This window comes from Streptomyces sp. UNOB3_S3, from assembly GCF_020740895.1.
GTDB lineage: Bacteria > Actinomycetota > Actinomycetes > Streptomycetales > Streptomycetaceae > Streptomyces.
The window spans coordinates 1-19,403 of sequence record NZ_JAILXP010000109.1; the positions used below are offsets into that span (position 1 = coordinate 1).

Annotated in this window: 21 protein-coding genes; 8 read left to right on the forward strand and 13 right to left on the reverse strand. The window is 71.6% G+C overall.

Features of this window, described 5'->3' with window-relative positions; translation table 11 throughout:
• The first annotated feature begins 106 nt into the window (after positions 1 to 106).
• On the forward strand, positions 107 to 1,252 hold the full coding sequence (locus K6I33_RS14430) for an acyltransferase (protein WP_229351799.1): 1,146 nt from the start codon (positions 107 to 109) through the stop codon (positions 1,250 to 1,252).
• Here the strand turns inward: K6I33_RS14430 and K6I33_RS14435 are convergent.
• Positions 1,229 to 1,882 carry a TetR/AcrR family transcriptional regulator C-terminal domain-containing protein gene (locus tag K6I33_RS14435; protein WP_229351801.1) on the reverse strand — a complete coding sequence of 218 codons (654 nt, stop codon included), beginning with the start codon at positions 1,880 to 1,882 and terminating at the stop codon, positions 1,229 to 1,231. The genes K6I33_RS14430 and K6I33_RS14435 overlap by 24 nt on opposite strands.
• Before the next feature lie 78 nt (positions 1,883 to 1,960).
• Between K6I33_RS14435 and K6I33_RS14440 the strand changes: the two genes are divergently transcribed.
• The gene (locus K6I33_RS14440; RefSeq protein ID WP_229351803.1) at positions 1,961 to 3,451 is read left to right on the forward strand and encodes an FAD-dependent monooxygenase; all 1,491 of its coding nucleotides are present in this window, start codon (positions 1,961 to 1,963) and stop codon (positions 3,449 to 3,451) included.
• Here the strand turns inward: K6I33_RS14440 and K6I33_RS14445 are convergent.
• The 6 genes from K6I33_RS14445 to K6I33_RS36340 form a co-directional block, all read right to left on the reverse strand.
• Entirely contained in the window at positions 3,339 to 4,946 is a 1,608-nt protein-coding gene (locus K6I33_RS14445) for an alpha/beta hydrolase (protein ID WP_229351804.1), read from the reverse strand. The two genes, K6I33_RS14440 and K6I33_RS14445, sit on opposite strands and share 113 nt — an antisense overlap.
• 83 nt (positions 4,947 to 5,029) lie before the next feature.
• Positions 5,030 to 5,521, reverse strand: coding sequence for a carboxymuconolactone decarboxylase family protein (locus K6I33_RS14450; RefSeq protein WP_229351806.1), 492 nt, complete (start codon positions 5,519 to 5,521; stop codon positions 5,030 to 5,032).
• A 110-nt stretch (positions 5,522 to 5,631) separates the two neighbouring features.
• Complete coding sequence (locus tag K6I33_RS14455) at positions 5,632 to 5,826, reverse strand: DUF397 domain-containing protein (RefSeq protein WP_229351808.1); 195 nt, start codon at positions 5,824 to 5,826, stop codon at positions 5,632 to 5,634.
• Complete coding sequence (locus K6I33_RS14460; protein ID WP_229351810.1) at positions 5,826 to 6,020, reverse strand: DUF397 domain-containing protein; 195 nt, start codon at positions 6,018 to 6,020, stop codon at positions 5,826 to 5,828. The genes K6I33_RS14455 and K6I33_RS14460 overlap by 1 nt, the downstream gene beginning before the upstream one ends.
• Complete coding sequence (locus tag K6I33_RS36335) at positions 6,017 to 6,475, reverse strand: DUF5753 domain-containing protein (RefSeq protein ID WP_308297158.1); 459 nt, start codon at positions 6,473 to 6,475, stop codon at positions 6,017 to 6,019. Before K6I33_RS36335 ends, K6I33_RS14460 begins: the two co-directional genes overlap by 4 nt.
• 12 nt (positions 6,476 to 6,487) lie before the next feature.
• Complete coding sequence (locus K6I33_RS36340; RefSeq protein ID WP_308297159.1) at positions 6,488 to 6,832, reverse strand: helix-turn-helix transcriptional regulator; 345 nt, start codon at positions 6,830 to 6,832, stop codon at positions 6,488 to 6,490.
• 119 nt (positions 6,833 to 6,951) lie between these two features.
• Between K6I33_RS36340 and K6I33_RS14470 the strand changes: the two genes are divergently transcribed.
• Positions 6,952 to 7,311 carry a hypothetical protein gene (locus K6I33_RS14470; protein ID WP_229351832.1) on the forward strand — a complete coding sequence of 120 codons (360 nt, stop codon included), beginning with the start codon at positions 6,952 to 6,954 and terminating at the stop codon, positions 7,309 to 7,311.
• A complete protein-coding gene (locus K6I33_RS36590) occupies positions 7,308 to 7,523 on the forward strand; it encodes a DUF6255 family natural product biosynthesis protein (protein WP_374284512.1) in 216 nt (71 codons plus the stop codon). Before K6I33_RS14470 ends, K6I33_RS36590 begins: the two co-directional genes overlap by 4 nt.
• 105 nt (positions 7,524 to 7,628) lie before the next feature.
• Here the strand turns inward: K6I33_RS36590 and K6I33_RS14475 are convergent, their stop codons facing one another.
• Both K6I33_RS14475 and K6I33_RS14480 read right to left on the reverse strand, forming a co-directional pair.
• A complete protein-coding gene (locus K6I33_RS14475; RefSeq protein ID WP_229351812.1) occupies positions 7,629 to 9,029 on the reverse strand; it encodes a gluconate:H+ symporter in 1,401 nt (466 codons plus the stop codon).
• A 41-nt stretch (positions 9,030 to 9,070) separates the two neighbouring features.
• On the reverse strand, positions 9,071 to 9,625 hold the full coding sequence (locus K6I33_RS14480) for a gluconokinase (RefSeq protein ID WP_229351815.1): 555 nt from the start codon (positions 9,623 to 9,625) through the stop codon (positions 9,071 to 9,073).
• A gap of 77 nt (positions 9,626 to 9,702) precedes the next feature.
• Between K6I33_RS14480 and K6I33_RS14485 the strand changes: the two genes are divergently transcribed.
• A complete protein-coding gene (locus tag K6I33_RS14485; protein WP_229351817.1) occupies positions 9,703 to 10,413 on the forward strand; it encodes a FadR/GntR family transcriptional regulator in 711 nt (236 codons plus the stop codon).
• A gap of 91 nt (positions 10,414 to 10,504) precedes the next feature.
• Here K6I33_RS14485 and K6I33_RS14490 read toward each other — a convergent pair whose 3' ends face one another.
• Positions 10,505 to 12,010, reverse strand: a complete 1,506-nt coding sequence (locus K6I33_RS14490) for an amidase (RefSeq protein ID WP_374284505.1) — start codon at positions 12,008 to 12,010, stop codon at positions 10,505 to 10,507.
• Between K6I33_RS14490 and K6I33_RS14495 the strand changes: the two genes are divergently transcribed.
• Both K6I33_RS14495 and K6I33_RS14500 read left to right on the forward strand, forming a co-directional pair.
• Positions 12,009 to 12,563 (forward strand): GNAT family N-acetyltransferase, encoded by a 555-nt coding sequence (locus K6I33_RS14495; RefSeq protein WP_229351820.1) that lies wholly within the window; start codon positions 12,009 to 12,011, stop codon positions 12,561 to 12,563. The two genes, K6I33_RS14490 and K6I33_RS14495, sit on opposite strands and share 2 nt — an antisense overlap.
• A 163-nt stretch (positions 12,564 to 12,726) precedes the next feature.
• The gene (locus tag K6I33_RS14500) at positions 12,727 to 14,997 is read left to right on the forward strand and encodes a DNA/RNA helicase domain-containing protein (protein ID WP_229351822.1); all 2,271 of its coding nucleotides are present in this window, start codon (positions 12,727 to 12,729) and stop codon (positions 14,995 to 14,997) included.
• Positions 14,998 to 15,056: 59 nt separating this feature from the next.
• Here K6I33_RS14500 and K6I33_RS14505 read toward each other — a convergent pair whose 3' ends face one another.
• A complete protein-coding gene (locus K6I33_RS14505) occupies positions 15,057 to 16,700 on the reverse strand; it encodes a fibronectin type III domain-containing protein (RefSeq protein WP_229351823.1) in 1,644 nt (547 codons plus the stop codon).
• A gap of 383 nt (positions 16,701 to 17,083) precedes the next feature.
• Between K6I33_RS14505 and K6I33_RS14510 the strand changes: the two genes are divergently transcribed.
• Positions 17,084 to 18,562: an alpha/beta hydrolase gene (locus K6I33_RS14510; protein ID WP_229351824.1), complete on the forward strand. Its 1,479-nt coding sequence runs from the start codon at positions 17,084 to 17,086 to the stop codon at positions 18,560 to 18,562.
• 4 nt (positions 18,563 to 18,566) lie between these two features.
• Here K6I33_RS14510 and K6I33_RS14515 read toward each other — a convergent pair whose 3' ends face one another.
• Together K6I33_RS14515 and K6I33_RS14520 are read right to left on the reverse strand one after the other, a co-directional pair.
• Positions 18,567 to 19,052, reverse strand: a complete 486-nt coding sequence (locus tag K6I33_RS14515; RefSeq protein ID WP_229351825.1) for a VOC family protein — start codon at positions 19,050 to 19,052, stop codon at positions 18,567 to 18,569.
• Between the two features lie 42 nt (positions 19,053 to 19,094).
• A complete protein-coding gene (locus K6I33_RS14520; protein WP_229351826.1) occupies positions 19,095 to 19,313 on the reverse strand; it encodes a hypothetical protein in 219 nt (72 codons plus the stop codon).
• Between the last annotated feature and the right edge of the window lie 90 nt (positions 19,314 to 19,403).

The window sequence follows — 19,403 nt, forward strand, 5'->3', positions numbered from 1 at the left end:
CCTCCCAACTCGCCTTCCTCCCCCGCAATCCCACCGTCCGGAAGGCCGCCCGCCGGGCGCGGGCCATGAAGCGACGGCTGACGAGGCCGAAGAAAGCGACTCCCGCATGACGGTCACAAGCCCCACGTCCGCCCCTTCTCTGCCCGCGCCCCGTGTGGAGAAGGCCCGCGCCCGGTCGTCGGGGCGGCTGTACGCCCTGGACGGGCTGCGGCTCGTCGCCGCCCTGATGGTGGCGCTGTACCACTACGGCGGGCGGGACGGCGACGTCAGCCGGGCCTGGGGCGCCTCGCCCCGCCATGAGTTCCCGCACCTGTCCGCGGCGTTCGCCTACGGCTGTCTCGGGGTGCAGATCTTCTTCGTCATCAGCGGGTTCGTGATCTGCATGAGCGGCTGGGGCCGGCCCCTGCGGTCCTTCTTCGCCTCGCGCGCCGCCCGGCTCTACCCCGCCTACTGGGCCGCGATCGTCCTGGTCACGCTGGTGTTCGCACTGCCGTGGGTGACGTACAGGACGGTCTCCCCCAGCGACACGCTCGTCAATCTCAGCATGCTCCAGCAGCCCGTCGGCGCCGACCGGGTGCTGGGGGTGTGCTGGACGCTCTGGGCGGAGCTGCGCTTCTACGCGCTGTTCGCGCTGTTCGTCGTACTGCCCGGGGCCTCGCGGCGGCGGGTGGTGCTGTTCTGCGCGGTGTGGACGCTGATGACGGTGATCACCTCCGCCTCGCACGTCGAGTTCCTGCGCGTGGTGTTCATGCCGGAGCACTCGGCGTTCTTCATCGGCGGCATCGGCCTCTATCTGGTCCACCGCTTCGGCAATGACGCGCTGGCCTGGGGCATCGTCGGCGTGAGCTTCCTGCTCGGCCAGCACTACGCGGTGGCGGGCCTCGTCCACCCGCCGAACCCCCACTACTTCTCCACCCGCTCCGCCTACGTCGTCATCGCCGTCCTCGCCCTCGGGTACGCGGCCGTCGCGGCGGTGGCCACGGGCAGGACGGGGTGGGCGACATGGCGCTGGCTGCCGTTCGCGGGCGCGCTCACGTACCCGTTCTACCTGGTGCACGAGCACCTGGGGTGGGTGGTGATCGGCGGGCTGCACCGGGGGCTGGGCATCCCGTCGTACGCGACGTTCGCGCTGACGCTGCTGGTGATGCTGGTGCTGGCGTGGGCGCTGCACCGGTTCGTGGAGCGGCGGTTCACTCCCATGGTGCGCAAGGCGCTGGACGGCGGCGCGTCACTCGGCGGGCAGCGCGGGTAGCAGCGTGGCCTCGATGCCGGCGATGACCGCGCGCAGGCCGGTGTCGAAGCCGGTGTCGAGGTCGTTGAAGAACACCTGCCCCGCGTCGGCGGTGAGCGGATGGCCTTCCAGGCGCTGGGCGCGCGCGGCCTGCTCGTAGTAGGGGTCGCGCTCGCCGCCGGGGAACGGGTACACGGACTGTTCCTCGATCACGTGCCCGAGCGTGTAGCACTGGACGGTGAACCAGGCGCGTGCGGCGGCCGGCAGCGTGAACCCGGCGTCCACCAGCGTCCGCATCATCTCGTCCACGGGACCGGCGTAGTCGTCGCCCCGGAAGCGCGTGCCGCTGAAGACCTTGGCGCCGTCGCGGTAGCCGAGCACGGAGTCCCGGATGACGTGGGCCGCGCCGGACATGAACACCTGCCAGCCGGAGGAGTCGACGGCGCAGAAGGCGGTGCCCATGCGGCGGAACATCTCCGTCGCCATCTCGTCGAGCAGTTCCTGCTTGTTCTTGAAGTGCCAGTAGAGCGCCGGGGCCTGGACGTCCAGCTCCTTGGCGATCCTGCGCAGGGTGAGGCCTTCGAGGCCCACCTCGTTCAGCAGGCGGAGCGCGGTCACAGCGACCTGGTTTCTGTCAATTCGAGTTGCCACCTTGACACCTTAACAACGTTAAGTGCACGCTGGGGAGCGTTCCGAACTTAACAACGTTAAGGAAGAGGGGGGATCACGTTGACCACCACCGACGTGACCACGCACACGGACGTCCTGATCGCGGGCGCCGGGCCGACGGGCCTGGTCCTCGCCGCCGACCTGGCCCGGCGCGGCATAAGCCACCGCGTCGTCGACCGCGCCGACCGGGGCTTCCCCGGCTCGCGCGGGGCGGGCCTCCAGCCGCGCTCGCTGGAGGTCTTCGAGGACCTGGGCGTGCTCGGGGCCATGCGGGCCGCGGGCGGCCCGTGCCCGCCGCTGATGCTGTGGGGCGGCGACGGGCAGGCCCGCGAGTGGGTCATGACCGTCCGCGCCGAGCCCACGCCGGCCGTTCCGTACGGCGAGATCATGATGCTGCCCCAGTGGCGCACGGTGGAGATCCTCGCCGCGCGGCTCGAAGAGCTCGGCGGCCACGTGGACTTCGGGACCGAGCTGACCGGCTTCGAACAGGACGCCGACGGCGTCACGGCCACGCTCACCGGGCCGGACGGCACGACCGAGACTGTACGGGCCCGCTATCTGGTCGGCGCCGACGGCGGCCGCAGCAGTGTGCGCCGGGCACTGGGCGTCGGCTTCGCCGGGGAGCCCGTCGACGAGCGCGTCTCCCTCCTCGCCGACGTCGTCGTCGACGGGCTGGAGCGCACCCACTGGCACGTCTGGACGGACGCCCCGGGCGGCCGGCTGATGCTGCGCCCGCTGGAGGGCGTCGAGACCTTCCAGCTCGTCGCCCGCTACGAGGGCCCCGACGCCCAGCCGGACCCCGAGCGCGACGGCACCACGGAAGCCCTCCAGCGCCTGATCGAGGAGCGGACGGGCCGGAGCGACCTGAAGGCGGGCGCGGTCCACTGGACGTCGGCGTTCCGGCCGCGCATGGCCATGGCGGAACGATTCCGCACAGGGCGCGTCTTCCTCGCCGGCGACGCCGCCCACGTCCACTCCCCGGCCGGCGGCCAGGGCCTCAACACCAGCATCCAGGACGCCTACAACCTCGGCTGGAAGCTCGACGCGGTCCTGCGGCGCGGGGCGGCCGACTCCCTCCTCGACACCTACGCGACCGAGCGGATGGGCGTCGCGGCCGACGTCCTGGGCCTGAGCACCCGCATCCACCACGAGGACGACAACACCCTGCCCAAGCGCGGCGAGGAGACCCTCCAGCTCCACGTCGGCTACCCGGACAGCCCGCTCACCCGCGAGCTGCGCCACGACCTCCCCGAGGGCGCCCTGCGCGCGGGCTACCGCGCCCCGGACGCACCGTGCGAGGACCCCGCCTCCGGGGCGCGGGTCCGCCTCTTCGACGTCTTCCAGGGCCCGCACGCCACGGTCCTGGCGCTGGGGGACGCGGAGTTCACCGTGCCGGAGTGGGTTCGCGTGTTCCGCCCGGTGGACGTGGACGGGCACGTCAAGGAGGCCTACGGGTCGGGGTACTTCGTGATCCGCCCGGACGGGTACGTGGGCATGGCGACGGACGACGCGGGGGACGTGGCCGCGTACCTGGCGGCGCTGGCAGGGTGACGCGCGGGCGACGGCCCCGGGCGGCGTCCCGTTCCGGCCGCTCGCCCGTGGTGAGGAAAGCGGTGACCGTCCGGTCGCCGCAGGCGTTCCCGTTGCGGAGGTACGCGCCGTGACCGCCGGAGTCGACGCTGACCATCCGGGCACGGTCACCGAGGGCCTCCCGCATCCTCAGCGCTCCCCGGTGCGGTGTGGCGGGGTCGCGGAGGTTCTGCACCATGAGGATGTTCGAGGGGCCCTCGTCCGTTATTCGCACCGGCTTCTCCGCCGTGTCGTTCTTCCAGAACGCGCACGGCATGACGTTGGCGGGCATCCCGGCCGTCAGCGGGTACCGGAGCCGGTCGGCGGCGACGTCGCGCTCGTACGAGGCGACCGACCGGGGCCAGCGCACGTCGTTGCAGATGACGCCGATGTGGACGGCGGCGTCGGCGGACGACACGGACATCGGTTCCACGGCGGGCGGAGGGGCGTCGCCCACGTCACGGGCCGAGACGATCAGCTCGGCGAGCCCGGGGAAGGCGCTGTCGCCGTAGAGGGCCGACTGGAGCCGGGCCCGCAGCCGGTTCCCGGTGAGCCGCTCCTTGCCGTCCGGGCCCCGCTCCGGCACCCGGTCCAGCCGCTCCGCGAGCGCCAGGAACAACGGTCTCACGTCCTCGGGCCGTTCGGCGACGCGGTGCCGGGCGTCACGGGCCGGGTCCGCGGCCCACTTGGCGAAGTCCGGGAACCTGTCCTCCACCGCCCCCGACATGTTCGCGAACCAGCCCCGCTCGACGCGGGACGGATCCGGGTCCACGATGCTGTCGAGCACCATCCGGTCGACGCGGTCCGGGTACTTCTGCGCGTAGACGGCGCCCACGTACGTTCCGTACGAGGTGGCCCAGGCCGAGAGCTTCCGCTCTCCGAGAGCCTGGCGGAGCCGCTCGATGTCACGGACTTCATTGAGGGTGGAGAAGGACCGGATCAGCTCCCCGCCGTTGCGGGCACATCTCTCGGCGACACGGCGGGCCACGGCGACGCTCCCGCTGATGTCACCGTCGGGCGCGGGCCAGGGGCGAAGGCGGGTGACCTCGAGATCGTCCCGGTCGAGCCCGCAGTCGGCCCGTGTGCTCCCACCGACCCCGCGCGGATCGAACGACACGATGTCGTACGCGCCGCGCGTCTCCGCCCGTAACCTCTCGCCCACTATGGCCAGCTTCCCCCTGCCCGAATCGCCGGGCCCACCGGGGACGACCAGCAGCACGCCCCGTCTGACCTCGGGCCGGTCACTACGGAGCCGGGAGACGGCGACGCTGACCGAACGGCCCTTGGGCTCCCGGTAGTCGAGCGGTACGGACAGATCGGCGCACTCCTGCGCAGGGGCGTCGGCGCAGGGCGCCCAGGCGAGGGCGGACGGCTTCGCCGCGACTGCGGGAGCCGCCTGCGCGGGGGTGACCGCCAGAGTGGCGGCGACCCCGGCGCAGGCGGCGAGGGCGAGGGCCTTGCGGTTCGTGATTGCCATACGGCCCATGATTGTCGGGACCCCGGTCCCACCACCTCCGGTGAATCACCCAGTTCGGGGACCGGGTTACCCCTAGGGTCCGCTCAGGTCCACTGCTCGGCCGGCGCCTTGCCGGGGAGGGGGCGCCCGATGAGGGCGAACGGGATGAAGAAGTTGACCTGGCCGATCGCGACCATGAGCGTCGCGAGCGCCTTCGCGTCGTAGTGCCGGGCCGCCTCGGCGTACACCCCGTCGGTCACCCGCTCGCCGTGGCGGTTCGGCAGCAGTACGCCCTCGACGAGGGCGAGCGCGGCGCGTTCGGCATCCGTGAAGTACGGCGCGTCCCGCCAGGACGCCACGGCGGTGATCCGCTCCTCGGACTCGCCTGCGGAGCGGAGGGTGTTGGAGTGGAAGACGGTGAGGTACGTGTTGCCCACGATCTGCCCGGCGCGCAGGTGCATCAGCGCGAACGTGGTGCGGGGCACCGAACCGTTTCCGGTGGCCTTGAACAGGGCCGCGGACACCTCGGCGATCTCGGGGATCAGGTCGAGGGGGTTCGACATGCGGGAGGTGGGGGTCAGGGTCTTGTCGGTCATGGTGACTTCCTTCCGGATTGCTTCGTCAATGCACTGACGGATGCGGCGGAAGGAATGTGACGGGTGGGGGTGGGGAGGTCAGGTGACCTGGGACACAGCGGGATGCGGCGTTATCGCAGGGCGGCGATGAAGGTTTCCCATGCCTGGGTGGGGATGGACAGGGCGGGTCCGTCGGGGGCCGTCTTGGAGTCACGGATGTGGACGGTGGTGCGGTGGGGGTTGGCGACCTGTAGGCAGTCGCCGTTGCCGGGTCCGCTGTGGCTGGACTTGCGCCAAGGGCGGCTTGCGCCAGCGGGATCCTGCATCACGTCAGCGTGGCGATGAAGGTTTTCCATGCCGTAGCGGGGAAGAGGAGGGCGGGCCCGTGGGGGTATTTGCTGTCCCGGACGGGGACAGCGCCGGGTATGTTGTCAGCGACTTCGAGGCAGTTCCCGTCGCCTCCGTCGCAATAGGTGCTCTTTCGCCATTCGGCCGGGGCCAGGTCGAGGGCAGTCTTCATGATGTGCCGTCCTCCAGGTGCTTGATGAACGTCAACGAGTCCATGGGAGAGAGCGCCATGTCACGAACCCGATCGTAAGCCAGGCGCAACTGGGCAACTTCCTGCGGATCGTCCGTCAAGCGCGCGGACTTGGCGCCTTCAAGGTAGGCGACCGCGTGGCCGTCAGGCAGCCACAGCAGCGAGAGCGATCCACCCATCAGATAGTGCACCCCGGCCTTGAACGGCAGCACTTGGATCGTCATGTTCGGCAATGTGGACGTGTGCACGATGTGCGTCAGCTGGTCCTGCCACATCTTCGAATCGGCGGGAAGCCGTCGCAGCACGCTTTCGTCGAGGATGATCCGGACGTTCGGCGCCGGATCCCGAAGCAAGAGTTCTTGCCTGCCGATCCGAGCGGCGACCTGATTCTCCAGCTCGTCAGTACCGACGGGCGGCGGCGCCGTGGACAACGCCATCCGGGCGTAGTCCTATGTCTGCAACAGCCCGGGAATCGTCATCATGTACTTGTGCATGATGACGGCCCTGGCCTCGTACTGCATGAAGTCCTTGTACTTGTCCTTGAACGATTCCTGCTGTGCCAGCCTCCACAGGCGGGTCAGCAGACGCCCCGTTCCGTAAACGGCGTCCAGCGCTTCCATCACCGGGCGCTGGGAAAGCCGCTCCCCCGTCTCCAGACGATGCAGGTACGTGCGGTCGTACGAGGTGTCCTCCGAGAGCTGCGCGAGCGACTTGCCGGACTCCTCCCGGAGGCGCCGAAGCTCGATGGCAAGCGTGGCTCGCGCAGAGTCTTCATCGCCAGACAGGTGTTCCACGATCCCAACTCCCCTTTGTTGTCTCGTGGCTGGGACAACAGCCGACCCCTGTTGAGCGTAGCTCCGGCGCGCAACGCTGGAACCGCTCTGCGTAAAGGTCAACTCGAAGGGGAGATTCCGTGACCTACCGCGAAGGCGCATACGTGGTGGACACGCGTAGCGCGACGCTCGCCCAAGTGATGGGCAACGTCGGCCCGCGCGTACAGATCAGGCGGCCCGGAGGCGGCCGGGAGTGGGAGGCGCCCGCCGGTGCACTGCGGCTCGCGACGAGGGCGGAACGGGAGGCGGCGGGCCTGCGCGCGAGCGCTGCCGCGCCGAGCGCGTCGCCCGTCGGCTGCGCCGAGTGCGTGCGGCTCGAGACGGCCCGGCGGGCCGCCGGCGAATACGGCGGCGAACACACCGAGGCGGCCGTCGACGCGATGGTCGCCGTGCGCAGTCACTTCCGTGAGGCGCACGTCCTGCCCGCGTGGCCGCGATGAGGTGCGCGCACCGGGCCGGGTGGGATCAGCGGGCCGGTGAGGCCCGCTGCAACGGATGCGGCGTCCGCCGCTTCACGTCGTACGGGGCCCTACGGCCCCCCGGCCTGGCCGTAGCCGTCGCGACGGCCAGGACCTTCCTCGTCGGCCACCGGGCCGACCGCGCCGCCGCGTTGAACCTCACCCGGCGCCGCCCCCGGTACGTAGGGGTGTAGCCGGCCGCATGACAGCGAAAATCCCGGCCGACAGGGCCTACGCGTGGAGGGGCACGCTGCCTGACGACAAGGCGGCGCCCCCCTCCAGGGGCCGGGGTCCACCCGTCAGAGCACCAGCGACAGGAGCATCACAAAGCCCAGCCCCACCACCGAGATCACCGTCTCCATCAGAGACCACGTCTTGAGCGTCTGCCCGACGCTCATCCCGAAGTACTCCTTCACCATCCAGAACCCCGCGTCGTTCACGTGGGAGAAGAACAGCGAACCCGCGCCCACGGCCAGGACCAGCAGCGCCGCGTGCGTCGTGCTCATGTCGGCGGCGAGCGGGGCCACGAGCCCCGCCGCCGAGATGGTGGCGACGGTCGCCGAGCCGGTCGCGAGGCGGATACCGACCGCGATCAGCCAGGCCAGCAGGAGCGCGGAGACCGACCAGTCCTTGGAGATGTCGAGGATCATGCGGCCGACGCCGACGTCGATCAGCGTCTGCTTGAATCCGCCTCCCGCGCCCACGATCAGCAGGATTCCGGCGATCGGAACGAGGGACTTCTCCACCGTCCCCGCCAGCCGCTCCTTGCCGAAGCCGGCCGCGCGGCCCAGCGTGAACATGCCCACCAGGACGGCCGCCAGCAGGGCGATCAGCGGCGAGCCGATGACGTCGGCCACCCGCTGCGCAGGAGCCTTCGGGTCGTCGACCACCACGTCCACGAGCGCCTTGGCCAGCATCAGCACGACCGGGAGCAGCACCGTGGCGACGGTGATCCCGAAGCCGGGGCGGCGTTCCAGCTCCTCCGACGGGCGCTGCGGGATGAGCTTCTCGGGTGGGGTGACGTCGACCCAGCGGGCCGCGAAGCGGGAGAAGAGCGGGCCGGCGATGATCGCGGTGGGGATGGCGATGAGGACACCCAGCGCGAGAGTCACGCCGAGGTTGGCGCCGATGGCGTCGATGGCGGCGAGCGGGCCGGGGTGCGGGGGGACCAGGCCGTGCATGACGGACAGGCCGGCGAGGGCCGGGATGCCGATGCGCATCAGGTTGTGGCCGCCGCGCTTGGCGACGAGCAGGACGACCGGGATCAGCAGCACGATCCCGACCTCGAAGAACAGCGGAAGGCCTATGACGCCCGCGATCAGCACGATCGCCCACGGCATGGAGCTGCGGCCCGCCCTCGCCAGGATCGTGTCGACGATCTGGTCGGCGCCGCCGGAGTCGGCGAGCAGCTTGCCGAGGATCGAGCCGAGGGCGATGAGGACGCCGACTCCGGCGACGGTCGAGCCGAGGCCGGTGGTGAAGCTGGTGATGACCTTGTCGAGCGGGGCGCCCGCGACCGCGCCCAGGACGAGCGAGCCGACGGTCAGGGACAGGAACGCGTGGAGCTTGAAGCGGCTGATGAGGAGGACGATGACGGCGATGCCGACGAGGACGGCGATGCCCAGCTGTGCGTGACCCGCCGACGTGATCGGTGCGGTGGGTGCTGCCGCGGCCAGCATCTCGACGCTGAGAGTGCTCACGGGGCTTCCTAAAGGGGGGAAGGAGGGGGGAAAGGAGGGGCTTACAGCTGCCGCAGCGCGGCGACCGCCCGCTCGGCGATGACGGCCGCCTCGGGCGTGACATCTACGGCGATGCCCGCTTCGTCGGCCTGGAGCGGTTCGAGGGTGGCGTACTGGGAGTCCAGCAGCCGGGTGGTCATGAAGTGGCCCTTGCGGGCGGCCATCCGCCCGGCGATCAGCTCGCGGTCGCCGGTGAGGTGGAGGAAGACGAGCCCGGGCGCGGCGGCACGCAGCCGGTCGCGGTAGACGCGCTTGAGCGCGGAGCAGCTGACGACGCCCCCGGCACCCGCCCCGGCGCGGTCGCGGGCCCAGTCGCCGATGGCGTCGAGCCAGGGGGCGCGGTCGTCGTCGTCCAGCGGGGTGCCGGCGGACATCTTGGCGATGTTGGCGGCCGGGTGGAAGTCGTCGCCCTCGGCGTAGGGGACGCCCAGCGCCTCCGCCACCAGGGGGCCGACCGTGGTCTTGCCCGTACCGGCGACGCCCATCACCACGACGACCATCACGCCTACCTCGCTGTCTCCGTCGACATCGGTTGTTGAGGGTTCACTGAAGCTCATTGAGTACGACGTATTCAAGACCTCGTGACTAAAACGTCATACTTAATCCATGCCGTGGCCGCCCTTAGGCTGATCCCATGGACAAACAGGGGCAGGGGGGCCAGGGGCTGCACGCGCGCGTGCTGGACTCCCTCGGGCCCGCCATCACGGCGGGCGAGTATCCGGCGGGCAGCGTGCTGCGCACGGACGAGCTGGAGGAGCGCTTCGACGTCTCGCGCTCGGTCGTCCGCGAGGTGATACGCGTCCTGGAGTCCATGAACCTCGTCGCCTCCCGGCGCCGCGTCGGCGTGACCGTCCTGCCCGCCGACGAGTGGAACGTCTACGACCCGCGCGTCATCCGCTGGCGCCTGGCGGGCCCCGACCGGCCGCGCCAGCTGCGCTCACTGACCGTGCTGCGCTCGGCGATCGAGCCCGCCGCCGCCGGGCTGGCCGCCCTGCTGGCCACCCCCGAGCAGTGCGCCGAGCTCACCGAGCACGCCCTGGGCATGGTCGCCACCTCGCGCGGCCAGCAACTGGACGCCTATCTCGTGCACGACATCGCCTTCCACCGGGTGATCCTGCGCGCGTCCGGCAACGAGATGTTCGCGCGGCTGGGCGACGTGGTCGCGGAGGTCCTCACCGGCCGCACCCACCACCACGTGATGTTCACCGACCCCGACCCGGCCGCCGTCACCCTCCACGTCCGCGTCGCCGAGGCCGTGCGCGCGCGGGACGCGGAGCGGGCGGAGGCGCTGACCCGTGAGATCGCCACGGGTGCGATGGCGGAGCTGGACATTCTGGCTCCCTGACCAGGGCGTGTCGCGTACGTCATCCGCGGGCGCGTCGTGACTTGTCGCGCCCGCGCGGCGGTAGCCGCATATCGACACTGCCTCGCGCCCCTTAAGCGGGCAGCCCCTCCGGCCACACCTCGTGCCAGCGGAGGTCCGCCTCCAGTTGCGCGGCCAGTGAGATCAGCAGCGGCTCGCTGTTCGACGGTCCCAGCAGTTGTGCCCCCAGCGGCAGCCCGTCCTCGGTGAAGCCGGACGGGACGCTCACGGCGGGCCAGCCGAGGACGTTCCAGGGCCAGGCGTACGGACAGGCCGCGATCATCCGGGAGTTGGTCTCCCGGCTGCCGAGGCCCGCCAGCGCGCCCGTGCGCAGCGGCGGCACGGCCGTGGTGGGCGTGAGCACGGCGTCGAAGCGCCAGAACATCTCCCCGATGCGCCGCCGCAGCGGCGCCTCCGCCGCCCGTGCCGCCCGCAGCACCTCGCCGCCGAGCAGCAGCCCGCCGCGCGCGTTGACGCGCGTACGGCCGTCCAGGAGCGTCCGGTCGGGCACGCGCGCGGTCCAGTCGCGCACGCCGGCCATCGAGCGCGGCACGAAGGCGAAGCCGATGGGGCCGTAGCGCGGGTTCTCCTCCACGACCTCGTGGCCCAGCGCCTCCAGAGTCTCGGCCATGCGCAGGGTCGCCGTCCGCACGGCGGGGTCGAGGGCGTTGCGCACGGCCGCGAAGGCGGGCCGCAGTGACAGCGCGATCCTCAGCCGGCGGCGGGGTTCGTGCGTGGCCGCCGCTACCACGTCGACGGCGGGCGGCCGGTGGATGTCGCCGTCGTGGGGGCCGCTCGCCGCCGCCAGCAGCAGCGCCGCGTCGGCGACGGTGCGGGCCAGCGGCCCGAAGCAGGTGATGCCCCGGAACGCCTCGCGCTCCGGCCAGGTGGAGATCCGCCCGCGCTGGGGCTTGATGCCGACGAGATGGGTCCAGGCGGCCGGGATCCGGATGGACCCGGCGCCGTCCGAGCCGAGGGCCGCCGGCACCAGCCCGGCGGCGACGGCCGCGGCGGAGCCGCCGGACGAGCCGCCGGGGGTGTGCTTGGGGCTCCAGGGGTTGCGGGTCACCCCGAAGGCGGGCCCGTCCGTGACGGGCCACTGCCCCAGCTCGGGGGTGTTCGTCTTGCCGACGATCACCGCGCCGGCGGCCCGTAATCGCCGGACGGCCTCGCTGTCCGCCCGTCTCGGCGGGAAGTCCCCCGGGCAGCCGAAGGCGGTCGGCTCGCCCGCCACGTCCATGTCGTCCTTGACGGCGACGGGCACGCCGAGCAGGGGCAGCCGCTCCCCCGCCGCGAGCCGCCGGTCGGCCTCGTCGGCCTCCCGCAACGCGGCCTCGGCCCGGACGACCCGGAAGGCGTTGAGCGTCCCCTGGGCCGCCTCGATCCGCCGCAGCGAACGCTTCACGACCTCCCGGGACGACACCTCACGCCCGGCCAGCCCCAGGACCTGCGCCTGGAGCCCCTCGAACTCTTCGCTCACGAAACCGGTCACGCGAACCTCTTTCCCTCGCGCACCCGAACGCACGCTAACGGGACAGGAGTTGTACGGACATAAGTCCGTGACGCAGACTCGCCGCATGCGCGAGGAGATAGCGGTACCGGGCGGCCTGTTCCTGCTGCGGCCGTGGGCGGCGCGGGACGCCGCGGCCCTGCTGGAGGCCCACGCGGAGCCGCTGATGCGATGGCAGGCGCCCCAGCCGGTCGACACGGCCGACGAGGCGCTGCGCTGGATCCGGCGGCGGGCCGGGCAGTGGGAGGAGGACGCGGCGTACTCGTTCGCCGTCGTCGAGCGGGCGGATCCGCGCGCCGCGCTCGGGGACGTCACGGTGAGCGCGGTCGACCGCCGGCACGCCACGGGCTGGGTCTCCTACTGGACGACGAGATCCGCGCGGGGCCGGGGAGCCGCCACGGCGGCCTGCCGGGCGGTGTGCCGGTGGGCCTTCGACGACCTGGGGCTGTTCCGGCTGGAATTGGGGCACCGCATCGACAACATCGCCTCCTGCCGGGTCGCCACGGCCGCCGGTTTCGCCGTCGAGGGGCGCGAACGGCAGCGGCTGCTCTACTCCGGCGTGCGCTACGACGTGGAGCGGCACGCGCGACTGGCGACGGACGAGGAACCGGCGGACGGCTGAGCCCCGAATGAGCCCCGAAATACAACAAAGCCCCGGAGCGTATTGACGCCCGGGGCATTTCTCTGCGTATATTGATTGTTTCCATGCATTGCTCAAGTCAACGCATGGGGAAGCTTTATGAGGCCATCATATCCGTGCGGGAGTGGAATTGTCAAACACGGGCATGCGCAATGAGCAGGAATTCATCGATCTGCTTTACGACCGGCTCGCCGAGCTGCGCTCCGGCGCCGAGGCGGCGGTCAAGGGCGCCCTGGCGATGGACGGCACCACCTTCCAGGCGCGGCAGGAGCGCGATGTCATGGTGGCCGAGCAGTCCGGGCTGCTCGCCGCGTTCAACGCCGGGGAGCACGGGCTGTGCTTCGGACGGCTGCTGTTCCGCGACGGCGCCGACCACCACATCGGCCGCATCGGCATCCGCGCCGCCGACGAGGACCGTACGCCCCTGGTGATCGACTGGCGGGCCGAGGTCGCCCGCCCGTTCTACCTCGCCACCGGCCACACCCCCATGGGCCTCCGCCGCAGGCGTCACATCACCACCGAGAACCACAAGGTCACCGCCCTCCACGACGAGATCCTCGATCTCACCGACACCGCCCGTACCGGCCACGAGGGCAGCGACGCGGACGCCGTCCTCCTCGCCGCGCTCGACGCCGCCCGCACCGGCCGGATGCACGACATCGTGCAGACCATCCAGGCCGAGCAGGACCGCATCATCCGCGCCCCGCACCAGGGCGTCCTCGTCGTCGAGGGCGGCCCCGGCACGGGCAAGACCGTCGTCGCCCTCCACCGGGCCGCGTACCTCCTCTACGCCCACCGCGAGCGGCTCGCCCGCCGCGCCGTACTGATCGTCGGGCCCAACCCGGCCTTCCTCGGCTACATCGGCGAGGTGCTGCCCGCGCTCGGCGAGACCGGCGTCCTCCTCGCCACGCCCGCCGAACTCTTCCCGGGCGTCCGCGCCACCGGCACCGACACCGCCCGGGCCGCCGAGGTCAAGGGCGCCGCCGGCATGGCCGCCGCCCTGGCGGCGTACGTCCGCGACCGGCAGACCGTGCCCGAGCCCGGCGCGCCCGTCGTCATCGAGCACGACGACGGCGAGCTCGTCCTCGACACGGACATCGCCACCGAGGCCCGGCGCCTGGCACGGGAGACCAGGCTGCCGCACAACCTCGCCCGCCCCTATTTCGCCTTCCGCGTCATCGACGCCCTCACCGCCCAGATCGCCGACCGCATCGGCGCCGACCCCTACGGCGGTCCCAGCCTCCTCGGCCCGGACGACATCGCCCAGCTCGGCAAGGCCGTCGCCGCCAACCGCGACGTCCACGCCGCCATCGACGACCTGTGGCCGGCGCTCACCCCGCAGGGGTTCGTCGGCGACTACCTCACCGACCCCACCCACCTCCCCGAGGAGGACGCGGCGGCGATCCGGCGCGCCGGCGGCCCCTGGACCCCGGCGGACATCCCCCTTCTCGACGAGGCCGCCGAAATCCTCGGCGAGGACGACTCCGCCGAACGCGCCGCCGCCGAGGCCGCGCGACAGGAGCGCGTCCGCTACGCCCAGGGCGTCCTGGACCTCTCCTACGGCTCCCGCACCCAGGAGTTCGAGGACCGCGAGGACGAGGACTCCGAGGTCCTCGCCGCGCACGACCTCATCGACGCGGAACGCCTCGCCGAGCGCCACGAGGAGGCCGACCACCGCAGCGCCGCCGAACGCGCCGCCGCCGACCGGACCTGGGCGTTCGGCCACATCATCGTCGACGAGGCCCAGGAGCTGTCCGCCATGGCCTGGCGCATGCTGATGCGCCGCTGCCCCACCCGCTCCATGACCCTGGTCGGCGACCCGGCCCAGACCGCCGAACCGGGCGGCTGCGGCGCCTGGGACGCCATCCTCACCCCGTACGTGGGCGACCGCTGGGAGCACGTCCGGCTGGGCGTCAACTACCGTACGCCCGCCGAGATCATGGAGGTCGCGGCCGGTGTCGTCCGTTCCGCGAATCCGTCCTTCGAGCCGCCGAGCTCGGTACGGGCCACGGGGGAAGGGCCGTGGACGTGCTTCGTCGGCGGCGCCGGCGCGGCGGCGGACCCGGCGGACCTGGCGGACGCGGTGGCCGAGGCGGTCGTCTCCGAGACGGCCCGCGAGATGGGCCGCCTCGCGGTCATCGCCCAGCACCGGCACCACGCGGCCCTGCGCGCCGCCCTGCCGACGGCGTCGGCGGGCGCGAACCCGGACCTGACCAACCCCGTGGTCCTCCTCGACCCGCGCCAGGCCAAGGGCCTGGAGTTCGACTCGGTGATCGTCGTCGAGCCGGGCGAGTTCGGGACGAGCGACCTGTACGTCGCCCTGACGCGCGCGACCCAGCGCCTCGGCGTCATATACGGCGACGGCGGGCCCGGGCTCCCGGCAGGACTGGAGGGGCTGGCAGGGCTGGCCGGGTGAGCACACGGGTCCGGGGGCTCAGCCCCCGGACCCGCCTCCCGGATCAGGCCCCTTGGGCGTCAGTTCTGGTACGACGCCTCGATCTTCAGATACGTGCCGGGCGTCTGGGGCTCCCACGTGCACTGGGAGATGTCGCCCGTGTCGACGCCGCACTTCGTCGTCGCGCGGTTGGAGTTCCAGTCGCGCTGGGCGTCCCAGCCGCCGATGGAGCCCAGCCGGACGTCACGGGCGTGGGCGACGAGGTCGTGCATGTCCTGCTCGTGGAAGCGCTCGCCGCCGTCGTTGATGCCGTACATCGGACAGGCGCCCAGCCGGGCCCAGACCTCGGCGTCCGTGAGGTGCGGGTAGGCCTGCTTGACCGTGCGGTGCATGAAGCGCGTCGCGATGACGGCCTCCGTGCCCTGGGGGCGGGTGGGGTTGCCCATGGTCATGGTCATCCCGTTGAACAGCGACGGGAGGATGCCCGCGTCGGCGAGCATGCCGATGAAGGCCTGGCCGTCGGTGTTGAACCCGGCGACGAGGTCCGGCGGGCAGTTCGGGTCGTCGGGCCCGTACACGTCGATGGGACGGCGTTCGCGCCCGGCGTCGACGGGCAGGGTGTAGGAGATGCGGAGCTGCGGGCGGGCGTCCAGGAGCTTCAGGACGATGGCGATGTGCCGGGCGAGGAACGCCTTGTCCTTCTGGGCCGCGCCCTCGATGTCGAAGTCGATGCGGTCGATCTCGTACGCGTCGAGGATGGACGAGTACCAGCCGTAGACCTTCTCCACGTCCGTGTACACGTATTCCGCGATGTGGTTGGTCCAGCCGCCGATGGAGACGACCGGGTGCCCGCCCAGCTCCTTGAAGGCGCGGACGTCCTCCGCGTTGTGCTTGCCGTTGATGGCGTCGTAGGTGGGGATGCTGCCCCAGCACGGCTCCATCTGGTCGTTCGCCACCGTGATGAAGCCGAGCGACACGCCCCGGACGCCGGTGGCCTGGGCGATGGGCGTGATCTCGTTGATGTGCCAGTCGCCGGAGACGGTGTTGCCGCCGGCGTAGTCGATGAACGGCATCACCGGGATGTCCCAGGCGGGCCGTTCCCCCGAGGCCGCACCGGAGTTGAACGTGATCGTGGTGGGCTCGGAGAACAGGCCGCGGATGTTCATGGCGACGACGGTCGCCTCGTAGTCGGTGCCGGGCGTCAGACGGCCCACGAGGGCGGGCGGCCCGGTGACGACGACCGGCTCCCGGCCGGGGACCTCGACGGTGATGTGGTACTCGATCACCGCGACCGCGTCGGTCGAGGGCGTCCAGTCGAGCAGCACGGAGCGCCCGAGGGGCCTGTCGACCCGCAGGTCGGTGACCGGGGTGGGCGGTGTGTCGTAGTCGGGCACGTCCGCCGGGACGCCGTCGACCTTGATGTTCTTGGGCAGCGGGTCGAGACTGCCGCTGTAGGTCACGATGACGAACTGTGTGCCGTGCGCGGGCACTTTCTGCTTCCAGCTCTCGACGGCTCCCGTGACGTGCTGACCCTGCTGGGTCACCTGAAGGCCGACGTTGGTGCTGACGGTCTGCCCCTGGGCCACGTCGAACTCGATGACCGAGATGTTCTTGTCGTCGTCGGTGAGGTTGTGGACGGTGAGCCGGACGGAGCCTCCGCCGATCCATGGCTTTTCGACGGAAGGCCGGACGAGGATCGTGTACTCGCTGTTGGACGTGGTCATTCCGTGCCCCTTTTCCCGAAGGCCGGTCCCGTGCGGTCACCTGGAAAAGTATTCGGCCGGACGGCTTCCCCTAAGGCCCCTATACGGCCTGCCGGAAACGACGGCCGACCCGCGCCAGCCGGGGGCCGTATACAGGCAGGTCAGTCACCCCTCAACACCGTTACGGGCGGCCGGGTTTGTCGCGTTCGAGCCGCTGTGGCGCGGCATGGCCGCCTCCTGTGCCCCACAACACCGCGATACCGGCCAATCATGAACAGTCCACCTCTAACGGTCATGACGCATTCTTGGGGACCAATCCCCCGGCGACCGTGGGGATTTCCCCACCCTTAAGGGAACGGCGGGCCGGATGGGCAAGGCGGCGCCGAACGACCACCCTTGTCGGCATGACGACCCAACACACCCGCAAATCCCTCCTGTTCGCACTCGCCACCTCCGCCGTGGCCGCCACCCTCGCCACGCCGGCACAGGCCGCACCGGCGGCCGCACCCGCCCTCGGCTGGAAGCCCTGCGCCGACGCGCCCGCCAGGGAGTGCGCCGACCTGTCCGTACCGGTCGACTACCGCGACCCGAGCGGCCCGCAGGCGCGTCTCGCCGTCTCCCGGCTCCGTACCGACCACCCGGAGGCCCGGCGCGGGACGCTGCTGCTGATACCCGGCGGGCCCGGCGGCTCCGGTTTCGACCTGCTGGAACAGAAGGGCGAGGCCATGCGCGAGAAGACCGGCGGGGCGTACGACATCGTGAGCTTCGACCCGCGCGGCACCGGCACCCACGGCAGCAGCCTCGCCGACTGCGGGCTGGACAAGGACGACCTGGAGATCAGCCACTTCATCCCCTGGCCCGGCCCCGACGGCGACATCGGCGAGAACGCCGCCCGTGGCCGCCGTATCGCCGACGCCTGCGCCCGCAACGGCGGCCCGCTCCTCCGCTCGTTCACGACCGCCAACGAGGTGCGCGACATCGAGCTCCTCCGCCAGGCCCTCGGCGAGCGGAAGCTGTCGGCGTACGGCGTCTCGTACGGGGCGTACGTGGCGGCGCAGTACGCGCAGAAGCATCCCGACCGGACCGACAGGGTCGTACTGGACAGTTCGGGCGACCCCGATCCCGCCCGGGTCGCGCGCGGGTGGCTGGCGAACATGGCCGTCGGGGCCGCGGACCGCTTCCCCGACTTCGCGAAGTGGGCCTCGGCGCCCGGCAACCCGGACCGGCTGGCCGACACCCCCGTGGCCGTCCAGCCGGTGTTCCTCGCGCTGGCGGCGAAGCTCGACGCCTCGCCGCGTACATTCGCCGACGGGCACGAGCTGACCGGCAACCGTTTGCGGATGGGGCTGCTTCAAACCCTCACCTCCGACAAGGGTTTCGCGCCCCTGGCGAAACTGATCCGCGCCGCCCGCGACACCACGGGCGAGCTGACGGTCCCCGACGTCCTCCCCGTGGCGGTGTCCCGGAACGACGCGGCCGTACGGACGGCGACCATCTGCAACGACGTCGCCTGGCCGCGGTCGCTCCCCGCCTACCGGCGGGCCGTGGCCGCCGACCGGATCCGGCACCCGCTGACGGCGGGAATGCCCGTCAGTGTCCTGCCCTGCGCGTTCTGGAAGGACGAGCCGGCCGACAAGCCCGGCCGGATCACCTCCCAGGGGCCCTCGAACATCCTGATGATCCAGAACCTGCGCGACCCGAACACGCCCCACAGCGGCGCCCTCGAAATGCGGAAGTCCTGGGGGCAACGGGCCCGGATGGTCACCGTCGACTCCGGCGGGCACGGGGCGTACCTCGCGAACGGCAACGCCTGCGGCGATCGCGTCGTCAGCGATTTCCTCACGACCGGGCAGCGTCCGGAGGGAGATGTCGTCTGCCGCTAGAGCGCTAGAGCGCCTCGGCGGAGTCGGTCCTGATGTTCTCCTGGGCCCACGCCGTGGCCTGCTCCAGCTCCCCTTCGCGGAGCCCCGTGAGGATCACCCGGTTCCCGTCCGGGTCGTCGATGGCCAGGTCGGAGGTGAACCACAGGGTGTCCGTGGGGCCCTCGACCCGGGCTCCCGCCAGTGGGGCCTCCCGGAGCAGGGCCGCCAGCTCCGCGAGGTCCTGCCCGCCGGAGGCGAAGCTCACGGTGGTGCTGCCACGGACCGGCTCACCGGGGGTGAGCAGGATGTCCTGGTACTTCATCCGCCGCAGGTGCACCAGCGCGGGGGACCCGTCCGGTCCCGGGATGGTGGCCAGGGTGAAGAACCCGACGGCGTGGTAGAACGCCTCGGCGGCCGCGATGTCCGCGACCTTGAAGTTGGCGAACATCGGCATGGGGTAGATGGTGCGGTCGAAGGCGACCGCGGACTCGGCGGTGGTGTTCTCGCTCATGCCGTCGACCGTAGAAGTTGACGCTGCGGCAACCGCAAGCCGTCAGAACAGCTGCTGCTGGCCGTCCATCGGCGGCTGCTCCGGGTCGAAGAGCACCGGTTCCGTCGCCAGGAGCGGGGCCGAGCGGCGCGAGCCGGGGCAGGACATCAGCTCGTACGTGAACGCCGGGCGGCGGCCCGGTGGGTCGTGACGGGCGATGCGGCCGCCGACGACGGCGATCTCTCGGGCACAGACGGGACAGGCCCGGCGGGGGGAGGACATCCCACCAGTGTCCCTCACCTTTCGGCCACCGCGATTCGGTCGGCTCAGAACGACTCCGCCGGCACATGCGTCCCCCACACCTCCCGCAGC

What these genes read in the sequence shown, in the direction of transcription:
- K6I33_RS14430 (WP_229351799.1), top strand. Translation starts at nt 107, where the DNA reads ATGACGGTCACAAGCCCCACGTCCGCCCCTTCTCTGCCCGCGCCCCGT.
- K6I33_RS14445 (WP_229351804.1), bottom strand. Translation starts at nt 4,946, where the DNA reads ATGGCAATCACGAACCGCAAGGCCCTCGCCCTCGCCGCCTGCGCCGGG.
- K6I33_RS14450 (WP_229351806.1), bottom strand. Translation starts at nt 5,521, where the DNA reads ATGACCGACAAGACCCTGACCCCCACCTCCCGCATGTCGAACCCCCTC.
- K6I33_RS14455 (WP_229351808.1), bottom strand. Translation starts at nt 5,826, where the DNA reads ATGCAGGATCCCGCTGGCGCAAGCCGCCCTTGGCGCAAGTCCAGCCAC.
- K6I33_RS14460 (WP_229351810.1), bottom strand. Translation starts at nt 6,020, where the DNA reads ATGAAGACTGCCCTCGACCTGGCCCCGGCCGAATGGCGAAAGAGCACC.
- K6I33_RS36335 (WP_308297158.1), bottom strand. Translation starts at nt 6,475, where the DNA reads ATGGCGTTGTCCACGGCGCCGCCGCCCGTCGGTACTGACGAGCTGGAG.
- K6I33_RS36590 (WP_374284512.1), top strand. Translation starts at nt 7,308, where the DNA reads ATGAGGTGCGCGCACCGGGCCGGGTGGGATCAGCGGGCCGGTGAGGCC.
- K6I33_RS14480 (WP_229351815.1), bottom strand. Translation starts at nt 9,625, where the DNA reads ATGAGCTTCAGTGAACCCTCAACAACCGATGTCGACGGAGACAGCGAG.
- K6I33_RS14485 (WP_229351817.1), top strand. Translation starts at nt 9,703, where the DNA reads ATGGACAAACAGGGGCAGGGGGGCCAGGGGCTGCACGCGCGCGTGCTG.
- K6I33_RS14495 (WP_229351820.1), top strand. Translation starts at nt 12,009, where the DNA reads ATGCGCGAGGAGATAGCGGTACCGGGCGGCCTGTTCCTGCTGCGGCCG.
- K6I33_RS14490 (WP_374284505.1), bottom strand. Translation starts at nt 12,010, where the DNA reads ATGCGGCGAGTCTGCGTCACGGACTTATGTCCGTACAACTCCTGTCCC.
- K6I33_RS14500 (WP_229351822.1), top strand. Translation starts at nt 12,727, where the DNA reads ATGCGCAATGAGCAGGAATTCATCGATCTGCTTTACGACCGGCTCGCC.
- K6I33_RS14505 (WP_229351823.1), bottom strand. Translation starts at nt 16,700, where the DNA reads ATGACCACGTCCAACAGCGAGTACACGATCCTCGTCCGGCCTTCCGTC.
- K6I33_RS14510 (WP_229351824.1), top strand. Translation starts at nt 17,084, where the DNA reads ATGACGACCCAACACACCCGCAAATCCCTCCTGTTCGCACTCGCCACC.
- K6I33_RS14515 (WP_229351825.1), bottom strand. Translation starts at nt 19,052, where the DNA reads ATGAGCGAGAACACCACCGCCGAGTCCGCGGTCGCCTTCGACCGCACC.
- K6I33_RS14520 (WP_229351826.1), bottom strand. Translation starts at nt 19,313, where the DNA reads ATGTCCTCCCCCCGCCGGGCCTGTCCCGTCTGTGCCCGAGAGATCGCC.